The 14,361-nt window shown below is 61.0% G+C and carries 1 protein-coding gene (cut by a window edge); it reads right to left on the bottom strand.

The features are described from left to right. Nucleotides 1-14,361: the 5' portion of an LPXTG cell wall anchor domain-containing protein gene (locus QZ307_RS00075; protein ID WP_295994091.1), read on the bottom strand. The gene continues 55,716 nt to the left of window position 1, outside the view; 14,361 of the gene's 70,077 nt are visible here — the first part of the coding sequence; it begins with the start codon at nt 14,359-14,361; its stop codon lies off the left edge, out of view.

The raw sequence follows: 14,361 nt of genomic DNA, 5'->3' as shown, positions 1-14,361 counted from the left end.
GTTGGTGGCGTTCGCGTCCACCTTGCCGGCCAGCATGGCGTTCACGGCGTTGTTGTTGAAGTACAGCGTATCGATATCGAAACCGCGCCACTGGCCGTCGACCAGCTCGCCGTAGATACCGCCGCCGGAAACAACCACGCCGCCGCCATCGTAGTTGTTCTTGCCGTTCACCGCGTTGCCCGTGGAGCCGGTGGAGCCCCAGTCGGCCCAATAGTAGCTGCTGGTGCTGTTCGGGCGGTACCAGTTGCTGCCCTTGTTATCGGCCTGCAGGCCCTGGGCCAGATAGGTGGAGCCCAGAGTGATGCGGGCGCTGTCCATAGAGTAAGCCGAGTTGTTGGTCAGCGGGAAGCGCCAGCCGGAGTTCTTCGAGCCCATGAGAGTGTCGATGGTCTCGTTGGGCTTGTTGTCCTTGCTCCAGGTCATGGAGGCGTTCACGTCGCCCGGCTCCTCGGCGTACACGTAGGTCTGCGCACCCATCAAGGGCTTGATGGGGTCGATTTGCGTCACCAGACGACCGTAGTCCTGACGATACATCCAAGTGGAGTTCACGTAAGTATTGGAGGTGTGGTCCCAGGTGCCATTCGGCGTTTCCTGAGCCTGGTTGTTCAGGTAGCCCGACTCCTTGTAGTTGGTGTTGAACGTGGAGTACAGATCGATGGTGCGATCGGCCACGTCGGTACGGCCCAGCACATCGATCTGGGCGTCGTTGGCCTCGCGCACACCGGCGTTGAAGTGGTACATATCCACGCGGAAGCTGCTGAAGTAGCCATCGCCCCACACCGTAGACGGAATGATCAAGTTCTTGTTCTCGTCATAGGTGGCACCCGCCGCCAGAATCTGCTCGCAGGTGAAGGTGTAGGTGAGCTTCGGTGTACCGTCGGACTCGAGCACCGTCGTCACCGTGGCACCGCTCGGCAGCGTCACCGTACCCGGCGTAAAGGCCGGCTCGGGCTCTGACTCGTCGTCACCGTCGCCTTCTCCCTCGCTCTCGCCGTCGGAGGAACCGCCGCCCTCCCCTTCCGTGGCACCGGCGTTCTTGGTGGACGGATAAGTGACGATGGTGAACTTCTTGATGGCGTTGCCATGGCCGTTGCCGCCGAAGCCGTTGCCAGTCATGGCCGTCTCGTGCCATGTAGCGTTATTCCACGTAGCAGGATCCCAGGTCATGGCATCCAGCAGGCCCTTGGACAAGCTCACGTACTTCGCGTCGTAGTAGCGATGGTCGTTGTCGTAGTCGTCCACCTCGGCCGCGGGCACCTTCTCCTTGGGCATGGTGCCCACCAGGATATAGCTGTCGAACATCTCATAGTTGCCGTGGGTACGGGTATTATCCACGTCGTATACGTTTCCATCCGGGTTATAGGTATAGCCGTAAGACTGCGTCGAGTTCGGGTTGCCGTAGTTTGTGTAGTTGAAGCGGTAGCCGGAGCCATAGTACTTGTACCAAGCCGTGGTGCTCTTGCTCAAGTTAGCGAATACCACGTTGCTGGACAACGGAGCTGGATTCTCCACAAAGTAGGACTTGCCGATGACACGCTGGCTGGAAGCAGGCATATGGGCCAGCAGCTCACCGAAGTCGCGAGTATTGGTCAACTCGCCAAAAGCGTTCGCGCTGTAGTGGTTCCACGTATTGGCCTTCAGGCCCGAGCCGTGACGGCCGTTGGTGATGGTGGTGCCGTTCGACGTGTAGTCGCCGTACAGGTAGTTCCAGGCGTCTACGTCGTAGTCGGTGCGGAACTCGGAAATCTGCTGGATGCGATCGTAGAACCAATCCCAGTTGCGACACACCGACGAGCCGCCGCCGCAGCCACTTGCAGAGGTAGCCCAACCGTGGTTGGGGCACCAGTTCTCGTTGTAGGCGTTCTTTTTGTTCACATCGGGAGAGTCGATGGTGTAGCCGAAGAAGTCCACCGAGGCATCGGTGCCGGTCAGATGCTCGTTGAAGTAATCGTACTCGATGACGATGCCGCACAAGTCACCGCCCAGCCACTTGGCGCTGGACAGAGTGACCGAGCCGTCGTCGTTCTTCACCACGTTGCCCAGGGTGGACGTGGTGGTGCCGTCGCCGGAAGTGCCGTTGGAGGAGCCCTCCAAACCACCGGTCGTGGTAGTGGGCTCATCGCCCTCGTTCTCTCCGGGCACGGTAATGGTGCCCGTCAAGTCAGTGCCGTCGGCAAACCACTGGGCCACCTGCTCGCCGGTGTAGGTAGTGCTGTACACCGTGTCGCCGGCCACCGTGGCGTTGTCGCCACCGGTATGGGTGTAGATAGTGCGGGCCTTCGCGTCCTTCGGATACCAATTCAGGGTAATGGAGCGAATACCGTTCACCGTCTTGCCGCTCTCATCGGTGTGCTGCGCGGCCTCGAACAGCTTCTTGGAAAGGGTCAGGCGCGTGGTGCGGAAGCCCAGGTTCTGCAAGAGCGAACGGGCGCCGTTTTGCGACACAGGGCGCATCTCGCCGGCACCGCGATAGGCGGTGCCCGGCTCGCCGATGGTAATCTGCGCACCGTTGGTCATGGCATAGCGCGAGTCATTGGTCACGGTGGCGCGGAAGCCCACGGTCTCGTCGCGCCAGTAGGCGCGCGGCTCGTTGGGGAACAGCTGGTTGCCCACCGTGTCGCTTGCCAGGGCCTTGGTGCCGCTCACATCAGAGGACAGCGGGCTGTAGGCATAGCGGTTCAAGTTGGCGATGGGTGTGTTGTGCTGCGCCGCATCCTTATAGGAGTACATGCGGATAACCGGGCGCACCGGCTGCAGAGCCACGTCCAAACGGGCGTACGTGGTGGCCGTGTAGGGCGCCTTGCCACCCATGGAGGCATCCTTGTACTGATGGCCGTTGGCGTGGTTCCAAATGTTGGATGTGGTGGCGCCATTGGTAATGATGGGGTTGAACCAGTAGCCGCGATAGGTGGAGTACGGGTTGTAGGTTGAGAACTTATCGTAATTCGTGCTGCCGATAGTAACCGGATAGTCGAAGTTCTTGTACTCGGTATCGTACAGCGCACCCAAGGTAAAGCCCGTGGCTGCGGCCGTCACGCGATAAATGTAGTAGCGGCTCGTGCTGTTCGCGCTCTCGTAGCGGTTCGTGGTGTTCGTGTTCCACCAGCCCGTCAACCAGTCGGTGCGGAAGGTAGCGTAGATGTTGTTGTTAGCCGCCTCGCCGGAGTACAGGCCGTCCACCCAACGATAGGTGCCCGCGCCCCAGAACTCGATGAAGGCGTTGGTGTTGGCGTCGGTCACGTTGTTGTTGAAGTTGCGCAGATGCGTCTCGACGTTGCGGAAGTAGTGACCGCCCCATGCCGCCTTGTTGATGACCACATTGCCCTTGGCATCACGGTAGGCCACCACGACCTTCTCGGTGGTCGTGGTCTCGTTGCCGTCGTCGTCGGTCTCCGTGGTGGTCACGTTGCGCCATGCGGTGAAGCGATTGCCGTTATCGGCATCGGTGCCCACCTCGTCGATCCAGTCCTCCGACTCAACCAGCTTCTGCGTGATGAAGTTGCCGTCGTTGTCCTTCGTGCGCAGACCCGTCGACAGATCGGTGACATAGCGATCTTCCGAGCCCTTGGCCAGAGCGATCATAACGTCGCCCGGGATGGACAGCTTCTCGTCGGCGGTAGCGCCATACACGCGGTAATAGAGGTTGAAGTCGAAGATGCCGGTCTTGTCGCCTCCCTTGTAGGAGCCGCCGGCCACGGCGTCGAAGAGGCCCTTGGAAGCCACCACCGACTCCGTGGTGAAGTTCACATACTCACCCGCCTTCACCTGCTGGCCCGTTTCGGGATCGCGCACCATCTTCTCCACGAAGGGGATGGCCTCGGTGGCAAAGTAGGCCTTCTGCATCCGGAACGGGATGGAGCCGGAGGCATCGGTCGTAGCTTTGTTGGAGAGTGTGAAGCGGTAGCCCGAGCCCGGATCGTCCAGATAGGCACGGGTGGACTGGTTGCGTGCCAGCTTGCCGTCGGTCTGATCAGCACCGCCGGCGGTATCGTCATAGCCGGAATCGGAGGCAGGCTCGGTGGAGCGCATGAAAGTAGTGGGCGTGATGGCTTCGTCCACCTCGTAGGGGCGACCGTAGATCCAGGCCGTGGCATCGCCCGACTGGAACACGTTCTGGCCCTTCCAGTAGGACTGCCACTCGGCCACGCAGCGCTTGAACTGCGGCATAAGAGCCGCCGTATACCAGCTTTCGGGTTTGTCCTTGGGAATGCCGGCACTCGCGCCGTTGGACACGTACTTCACGAACTCGCCCACGCGGGTGTAGCCGTCAGTGAAACCCTGGGTGTGGTTGGTGGTCGGCCAATAGTTCACCCAGGTCTTCAGCTGGTAGTTGCCGATGTTCTGGCCATAGGGACGAGTTGGCTCGTCCTTCTTATAGTGCCATTCATCATGTTTGTAGGTGCAGCCGAACCACGAGGATAGGGGCATGTCGCGCACGTTGTTCGCCTCGCCCCACAAGTCCACGTAGGCGCTCTTGCCGTTGGTGCCGGCGTTTACTTCAATGGAGTCGAAGCGAATGACCACATTGGTGATGTAGCCCTTGCCCCAGACATCCCACGGAATGACGAGGTGACCGTCGCTGTTGATGTAGCCCTGGTACTCGGTGCCGTCTTCAGCCGTATAGGCCTTGCGCGGCAGCTGAACACCCGAGTGGGTGGTCATAGTGCCGTTCACGCGCACACTGTGGGTGAAGTTCGGATCGTAGGTGTCGCCCAGGCGCAGGTATTTGGTCTGCTTGGCGGGCACCGCCGTCAAGGGGCCGCTGGCCGCCAACCCGCGCGGGAAGTACTGGATCTCGATTTCCTTGATCTTCGCGCCCTCCATCAGGTCCTTGGACACCATGATGTCCTTGGTCTGGAAGCCGCGCACCACGTTCTCGTATTCCTCGACGTCGTCGCGGTTAGTAACCAGCTCGTAGCTAACCGAAGAGCCCGTGGGCTGCACGCCGTAGTCAACCGTACCGTCGGCGTAGTAGTACTGCTTGCGATTCGTGGTGCCGATGCGCAGCTCGCTCTCGAACACCTTGCGGCCGGCGTCGCCGCTCTTCTGGTTGCTGAAGCTGAAGCGGTAGCCCGCGCCGTCCTCGCCCCAGAAGGCCTTGGCCCCATTGGCGAAGTTAGCCGGCGCGGCAGAGTTCATAGCCTCGTCCGCCGTCTTGTTCACGTCGAAGTAGGCGTTGGCGCCCAGAGCCATGTTCGGCATACCGGCGATGGCGTACAGCAGCGCCTGGTCGTCGGAGTAGGTCTGCTCGCCATTGGCCGTAGTGCGCTTCGTTTTCGTCAGGAAGTTCCAGCTCTTGTCGGGATAGGTGGCATGCAGGCGCGAGTCCGCCTGGACAACCACGTAGTAGTTGCCCACATAAGCCTTGATGCCAAGGTAGTGGATATCCGTATTGGGAGCACCGCCCCAGCAACCCCAAGCGTGATCAGTGCCATAGTGGGCAATGTCATACTCGTTCTTGTCAGGCCACAGGTCCTCAGACTCAGCGTAGTACGGATCGGTGCCCAGCGACACATCGCAGGAGTCGATGGCATAGCCGAACAGGTCGACCCAGGCCTTGTCGGCCTCGGTCACCTGGGCATCAATGCGCTTGAAGTGCACCTCGAAGTAGTAGGCGTCGCCGCCCAGCCACAAGGTGTCGGGCAGGGTGATATTGCCCTCGTCGATCTCCCCGTCGCCGTCCTTGTCCCAGTAGGCTTTCAGGTCTTCCCACTTCCACACGGCCTCCTCCGAACCGGCCACCTTGGCAATATCGGTACGGGCGATATTCACGATGCCGCCGCTCACGCTGGAGTTCGAACCAATGCCGGAGGACAGCTTCTTGTGGTCGATGCCCACCATGGGCCAGTAGCGCACGGTGATCTTGTCGATGACCGAGTTCTCCAGCAGGCCCGGCGACAGCGTGAAGTGTGTGGTGTGGTAGCCCAGGTTCTCGTCCATAGCATGGCCGAAGGTGTCCCAGCGGGGCACCAGGTTACCCACAGTCAGCTTCGCGCCGGTGTACATGGGGAAGTCGGACTTATTGGTTACGATGGCGCGGTAGCCGGAGTTCTGCTCTTCACGGTAAGCAATGGGACGATCGGTCTTGATTTCGCCTGACACGGCCGGGTACTGCTTATAGTACACGCTGTTGAAGTTGGTGCGATCGCGCTCGGAGTTCGCCGGGTTGTTGTACAGCGTCTCCTGGTTCACGTGCTTGGTGGCCACGCCCTCAACGCCAGGGGTCTCCACGCCGGCCTCGTGGCCGTAGGCGCCGATGGCGGAGTTCGGACGAATGGGCGGCAGCTCGGAGGCCAGCTTCACGGCACTGGTCCAGGAACGGGTCCAGTCCTCGATGGCCTGCTTCGTCTTGAACTTGGCGTTCAACTGATAAGTACCGCGATGGGTGGTCTTGCCCTTCAGCTCCACGAAGGCGCCGGTGTCCTTGCACACCCAGTTGTTGAAGCGCGAGTAGTCCAGGAACACGTCAGTGACATAGCCCTTGTTCCAGGCCTGCCAGTTGATGATGACGTTGCCCAAATCATCAATGGTGACCACCTGGGTGGTGTCCACCTTCGAGACAACCTCATGCTCGCCGGCGGCGTTCTTCACCGGACGGCCGTCGCTGTCGGTCTTGTACAGGGTAACGGTCTCGGTAGTGGGGTTGCCCTCCTCATCCAGCAACGGCTCCTTGGCCCAATCGGGCAGGTCTGTCACCGGCGTGTCGGACAGGGTGCCGTCGGCGTTGATCTTCTTGCCGTAGACGTACTCGATGATTTCCTTCAGCTGCAGCTTCTTCTGCACTGCGTCATCGGCGCCGTTGGTGCCGTACTCCCAGTAGGTAATAGCGGCGTCCATCATCTCGCCGGCGTATACGGCCGGGTTCGAGCCCGCCTCGCCCTTGTCAGACTTGAACAGCTCGTTGGACAGAATGACCTGATGGGTCTCGAAGTCCACGAACTGCGGCTTGGCGTCGTCGTAACGGGAGTCGGTCAGCTTCTGCTTGGGCAGCGTGCCGATGTTCACGGTGGCACCCAGGGACATGGCGTACTTCGTGTTGTTCGCCAGGTTCACGCGGTAGCTAGACTCATAGTCGTAGTAAGCCTTCTGGGAGGGCACGCTGGCGCCGGTGTTCATGATGTTCTCGGGATCGGACTCGTCGCCCAGCACCGACTGGGTAAGCACGCCGGTGGTGTTGCCCACGTTGGCCGGCTTATTGTCAGCCGCCAGGTTGCCCTGAGCCTCGATGATGGGAGTGCCGTTAGCGGGATACGGCATGCCGTCCAGCTGGCCCTGGCTGTCCACGGCGCTGTTCCAGCTCTCCTTGGCGTAGTCGGTAGAGAACACGCCGCCCAGGGTCAGCAGGTCCTGGTTCACGATGGTGCCGTACACATCCATATAGGCGTTGTCGGACTGCTTTAGCCCGCTGCCGAAGTTCACGAAGTGCTGCTGGAAGCCGCGCAGGTAGTAGTTGGAGCGCCACTGGTTGCAGTCGGCCAGGGAAACCACCACGTAGCCCTCGTCGGTCACGCTGATGCCAGCCGCAGCCACCTGGGCCGCGGTGGGCTGGGTCTTCGTGCCGTCAGCGAAAGCCTCCAAGTCTTCCGTGGTGAAAGTGTTGGTGGCGGCGCGGAACAGCAGGCCGTCGATGGTGACCACCTTCGGGTCGCCCTGGTTGGGGTTCAGGTTGTTGGCGTCGTAGTAGTACAGGTCGAGGTTGGCAAACATGCCGCCCTTGCGCTTCTCCACTGTGACATCGTTGCCGTCCTCATCCTTCTGGGTGACCGGCGTAGTCTGCCACAGGGCCGGACTGGCCACAATGTAGGCGGCCTCGTAGTCGGTACGGCCATCGTTCACAAAGGGAATGAGACGCGGGTCGGTCAGCGTGGAAGTGACCTTCTTGCCCGTGCCCTGGGACTCCTTCAGTACCCAGCCGCCCTTGATGACGGCGTTGCCGATGTCGAAGTTCGAGTCGTTGGACACAGTGATGCGCCAGCCAGTGCCCGGGTCGCCGATGTAGCCCTCGAACACCTTGTCGGTCTTGCCGTCGTCGTGCTTCTCGATAACCGGCGCGCCCGTGGCATCATTCTCGTAGTAGATCTTGCCGTTTACGGTGTACTTGATCTTGCCAGCGGGAATCTGACTCTCGCTGGACACCTGCACCAGGTTCAGGATCTTGCCGTTGATGTCGCGCACGTACTCCCAGTTGCCCAGCAGCGCGTTCGGATCGCCCGGAACCTGGCTCTCGCGCATACCGGTAGTGGTCACTTCCAGCTTGTAGGGCGCCTTGCGCGACGTGAAGCTGGTGGTGGCGCGCGCCTCGCGGTTGCGCGACTTATGGGTGGACAGAAGCTCCTCGTAGCGGGTGGTGAAGGTGCCGGTCATAGACATGTTGGCCAGCTCTTCAGGGGTGCCGAGAACCTCGACAACCATCTTCTTCGAGGAGTCGATCATGGACTTGCCAGCCACGATGTCGAAGTAGATGGTCATCGACATAAAGTAGCCGTTCAAGTAGTCCACGGGCAAAATGGCTACGCCATTCTTCACCCACGTGGATTTGTCGTCCTGGTCGGCAATGGGATTGCCCTTGCTGTCCAGGTACTGGCCGGCAGCATTCTTCTGCCACACTTCCTTGCCGTTCACCTTGTACATCTGACGGCTGGAGAGCAGCGTCTTCAGGGCATTGCCCTCGTAGGTGGCCGTCTTGGTTTCCAGGGCGTTCGGAGAGCCCGCTACGCCGGAACGATAGTTGATCTCGATCTTCGAGATGGAGCTGTTGTCCAAGATAGCCTGGCTGATGCCCACGCGCTCAGTGTCGAAGCCGGCGGCCTCGTTGGCGCCGAACACGTTGCCCACGGTAAAGGAGGCGGGCTGCATGACAGAGTTGCTGTTGTTGTTCAGCGTGAAGCGCCATCCCGAACCGGAACGGGACAGGATGGGCTGAACGTCGGCGTTGGTGGAGCTGATGGCCGCCTTGTCGTCGAACATCTCGGAGGCCATGGACACCGGCGTGGCCGTCACCGTGGGAATGGGCGGCTCGGCCTGCAGGTAGGCAGCCAGCGAGCGCGTGCTGCTGTCCATGGAGGATGCATACTTCTGGCTGGCATGGTTCCAGGTGCGCTTACCGTAGTTCACCTGCGAGGCGTTACGGTAGTCCACCATGGGGATGGTCATGGCACCCGTCACACGCACGGCCACGGGCAACGATCGGTTCTCCTCGAGTGGGGCACGCAGCATCATGCGAATGCCGCCAGTGAAGCTGTACACGGTGCCGTCGATGTTGATGCTGTTGTTGGTAATGCCCGGCAGCGGGTTGATGCCGCGATCCAGCAGCTTCTGGGCCAAGCTGTCCTGCTTGCCCTGCATCAAGCTGGCCAGGCTATCGGCCTTGGCGTCGCCGCCCAAACGGTACACGTGCTTGTAGGTAGTGTCGCCCGTCTTGGAGTCGACCACCGTGTCGGTGCGCACGTACTTCGGCTCGCCCATGTTGATCCAATAGTAGTCGTCCTCGTCCTCGGTATCGCTGGGGGTGGACACCTGGAACTGCACGATAGAGGAATCGGTGTTCGTGCCAGGACGCAGCTCGTCGGTAAAGTCGTCCTTGTTCATGTCGAACCACTGGCTGAGGGGAGCATACACATCGGTGCCCAGCTCGTGCTCGGTGGTTACCTCGAATTCCAAGTTGTACAGACGGAAGTTGCTCGGCAACGTGTCCACAATTTGGGGACCAGCCGAGAGCTTATCGGCATTTTCTCCATAGAGCGGCATGTTGCCCGTAGTCTTGAACTTGCCAATTTCATAGGAGACGGGATAGCCCAGGTAGCTCATCGAGGTAGAGGTGACGCGCTCGGGCGTGTCGCGCTCCACAATGGTGGTGCCGGCCTTCCCGTTCTTCCAGGTATAGCGATCCAGAACGTTCTTCTCAGATTCCAAGGCCGCCTGGGCGATACCGAACTTGGCTGCGAACTTCTCCACGGCGTCGGACCAGGAGTAGTCACGGCCCACACCCAACTTACCGAAGTAAATAGTAGTAAGCGGATCGAGGTCGACGTAGTAGCCCTCGCCTTGGCCGCCCACCGTCAAATTGATGTTGGTGGTGTAAGGCACCGCCATCAGGAAGCTATAAGTACCGTCACCGTTGCCCTTGATGTTGCTGTTGGGGTACAGGTGACCGCCATCCTCTTCCAACACCGTGAAGTTCACCAGGCCGGACTGGTTGTTCGTCTGGTAGGGAATGGAGGACGTGTTCACGATGGACTCGCCGGTGTCCGGATCCACCGTGCCAGTTTCCACTGCCTCGGCGAACTGATCGTCCTTGGACGTATCGTAAGAGAGAGTACGCTTCGTCACCTGGTTCGTGTTCGGATTCACTTCCTCGGTGTACTTGCGCTCGCGGGCATTAGCACGATCCATGATGGCGTCGAGATTCTTGAACGTGCGCTTGTCCAGGTCCTCATAGTCCTTGTCGAGCCAGTTCGTGGTGTTGTAGATGAGCACGCCGCCCTTGTTCGGGACGCCCACGTACTGGGTGCTGTGGGCCTCTTCCCCTTCGCGGGCAAGACTGCGCGCCGCGTTGGCCACCTGAGTGGCATACAGCGGGTTTTGCACGATAGTATTGCCCTGCAGCAGCCACTGCATGAGGTCTTGCTCGGTGATGCCCTGGTTGTTGTTCTGCTTGGTGTTGTGCAGCGTAAGGAAGTACTCCAGGTAGTCGATCTCAGCCGTACCGGACGAGGTGTTCGTAGTGGTCACTCGATACACCATATAATTGTAGCGATCGTACAGCACGTTGTCGGAGATGGCCTCGTACTTGGTCTCCCACGTCAGGTTCGTTTTCAACAGGGTGATCTTACGCACGGTGTTGTTGTAGCCTACGCCCATCTGAGCCGTGAAGCGGTTGCCGCGGCCAGCCAGGGGGTAGTACGCCTTGCCCGAGCTGTTTGTGTACATGCCCGCCGAACCACCGTAGTTAATGGTACCGCCGGCATTCTCGGGAATGCTGCCGAGCATCTTCACCGACACATTCGGCACGTTGGAGTTGTAGCCGGAAAGGTTGGCGCGCTCGGTGAAGCCCGTACCCGAGGTGCTGTCCTGAGGGCCGTGCCAGGTGAACTTGATCTCACCGGTCAGACCGCCGTGCTGGCCATCGCCGATGTTCATGCCCTGCAGCTGCGGGTAGTCGACGATCAGCTGCTCGAACATCTTCTGAGCTTCGTCGCCCTTGCCCCAGTAGTCCAGCACCTTGTTCAGGCGAATGGTCTCAGTAGTGCCCGGCACGATGAGGTCCACCCACCAGTTGGTGTTCACGTTGGCCCAGTTGTTGCCGAAGTTGATGGCGAAAAGCGGGCACTCGAGCGTGCTCGGCTCGCCGTTGGCCGCATAGGTACCGCCCTCTTCTTTCCATGCCTTGTAGCTGTAGGTGGAGTCCATACCGCCCTTGTCGTTGGTAAACAGGAAGGGCACCTGCAGGGTAAAGGACGTAGCCATCTTCTCATAGCCCAACTGGTCCATCTGCTCGTTGTAATCCTCGAGTTTGGTGGAGAGTTGCAGATCCTTGTTACTGCTCTCCACATCGGGGTAGAACAGCTCCCCTACTTTATATTGGGAGCCCCACGTGTCATACAGCGTAGCGCGGGAGGGCTCCAGGCCGCGGTACTCCTTGCCCGTGCCCTTGGCCTCGGCGTAGATGACGGCGTCCTCGGCGGTTTGCACGTTGGCGTAATCGGGATCGTCGTTGTCCTTGCTACGGGTGAAGACGTAGTTGCCGTCGTCATCCTCCTCGTAGGTGCCGAACCAGTTCGAGCCGTAGTAGCTGAAGCCGCCCCAGTAACCAGAAGAGCCGTTACCCACGCACTGCAGCGACAGCTGCACGTTGTCGCGCTCGTTCACCAAGTAGGTGTTCTCGCCCAAGCTAGTAGAGGCGCCGCTGGCAACCAGTTTCGGATTGAAGTAGGTGTCGGTCAGCACGCCGGTACCCTTGGGGGCAATGGCGAAGGGGCTGATGCCGAAGTCGGCCAAGTCGAGTCCCATGACCGCCGCGGACAGCTGCACCGGATCGATGCCATAGAGGTTGGCATCTTCCTCGACGATGCCTTCGAGCGTATCGATACCGGCCATTTCGGTCAGGTGCTCAAGCTCGCCCAGTCGCTCGTCGTTGGGCTCAGTAAGGTCGGCGCCCTCGATGACGGGCTCCTCGGGCTCTTCTTCGGTAACAGGCTCCTCTTCGGCAGCGGGCTCGTCGGTGGCGTCGCTCTCGGTGGGCTGATCGTCGCCCTCAGCGGGCTCGTCGCCCTCGGTAGGCTCGGTGGCGTCGGGCTCGTCACCCTCGGCCGGTTCCGGCTCGGTAGGCTCGGGCTCCGGCTCGGGGGCCTCCTTGAAGATCACTTCCTCCGTCGTGCTCTTTACTATATATATAGTGTCTTCGTCTTCGAGGGTCTCGTTGAGGGTATCGGCCTTCTCGACCTTATTCTCCTGCACGGCTTTGCCGTTGAGGGAGGCGGTCAGCTGCAGGCTCACGGCCTCGGCGCTGAATGAGCCGTCCTCAGCCGTGGTAAGCGCCTGGACGCTGTAGGGCACAGCCACATAGAGCACGCGCTCGCCCTTCGCTTCCTTCTTCACGGCATCGTAGCTCAGCGCATCGCCCTCTTCCGTAGCGAAGGTGACGTCGGCCACGCCGTCGGAGATCTTCTTCACGCTGGCCAGCGAACGACCGAGCGCTTCGATGGTCGTCGGATCGGACGGATCCACCGTGTCGAGATCGGCATCATTAACCTCCGTCGCATCAAAGGCCACAATGCCGTCAGCGTCCAGGGCGCCGACACCTTCATTGGTGTCGGGCGTGTCGCTGACGCGCAGGGTGTAGCCCTTCTCGTTGAGGGTGCCCTTGGCAGACGTCAGCGTCACGAGGAACGCAGCGTAACCCTTTTCGGCGCCCATGAGAGCGTCGCCCAAGCGCTGCACCTTCGCCTTCAGGGCCAGCTGCGGCTCGGCGTTCACGAGCGTCACTTCGGCGGCCTTCTTCTCCACCAGCTCGCAACGGATGCTGTCGGCCTTGCGATTGCCGTCCTCATCGCGGCCGGCGGTGTAGGAGTTGACCTGATAGCCGGCCTTCACGGTCAGCTTCTCGTCGGCGGGTACGTCGCCCTCGATGGTGGCGGTCAGTTGGGGCATGGCGGCGCCGGCGGCCAGCTGTCCGCGCGTCTTCTTCTCGGTGATGCCGTTCTCGTCCTGGGCGCCCTCATAGCGCAGCACGATGGTGCCGGACAAGCCAGCGGCCAAGTCCTTCTTGGTGTGCTTCAGGTACTGGCCCATGTGCTCGGTCCACACGCTCCAGCCGGTGGGAATATCCTTGGCGGACAGCGCCACGCGCATGCCGGCCTCGTCGCCCTTGGCGGCCTTCCACTCCTCCTGGGAAAGCGTCTGCACCAGTTCGCCCTTGGCGTTCGTGTACACGTAGGGAGCCTCGAAGGTCATGGTGACGAAGTCGGTGTCCTCGGAACCGCCCAGGTAGCCGCCCTCCAGCAGTAGCGGCAAATTGCCGAAATCGGCCGCAAGATCAACGGAAGTGTCGTCCACGTGGAACACGCCGTCGCTCATCTGCAGAGCGTTGCCCGTGTTCAGGGAGAAGCCGAAGCGCTCGGAGAGGTGAGCCTTCAGGTCGTTCTCGGACGTGGTAGCGGGGGTCTGCACACCCTCCTGCTTGGCGTCCTTGGCCTTGTCGGACAGGGCCGGCAGCACCTTGTCGGCGTCTTCCAGGCCCTCGGGCAAGAAGGCCTGCATGGCCTCCTCGGTGATGGCGTCGTCAGCATCGCCAGCGTCGTCCTTGTCGGACGCTTCGTCGCCCTCGTCGGCCTTAGCGGCGTCGTCGCCGGTTTCGCCGTCCTTGGCGTCGGCGTCGTTGGAGGCCTGCTCCGTGTCGCCGTTGTCGATGTCGTCGAGCAGCTTGTCGCCGCCCTCGTCATCGATGATCTCCTCGCCGGAGCTCATGGGAACAGCGTCGCCCACGATCATGTCGCGGGCCTCTTCCAGCGCGTAGGTGTTCCAGCAGGTGACCACCAGCAGCACCGAGAGCACCACCGCCAGGGCCTTGCCCATGGGGTTCAGCTGGCGCGGGGCGTTTCGGCTGATCACGCCGCTCTCGACACCTCCCATCGGGTCGTTATTGCCGGGGACGCCGTTGCCGGCGCCCTTCGTCGTGCCCTCCGCATGAGTGCGATGCAGCATCTTCGCGGCAGCCGCGTTGACCTGGGAATCGTTGGTCTCACCCATGGTAGACACCCCCTCTCGCTGGCCCGCAGGAGTGCAGCCTGCCGGCGCCGTCTTCGCGTCGTTATGCGCTTGAGTGTCGAATCGCTCGTTGCTATCGAATCGTTCGTTGCTCAT

This window comes from uncultured Adlercreutzia sp. (genome assembly GCA_910585575.1).
Taxonomy (GTDB): Bacteria; Actinomycetota; Coriobacteriia; order Coriobacteriales; family Eggerthellaceae; genus Adlercreutzia.
This window is presented reverse-complemented; position numbering and strand designations above follow the sequence as displayed.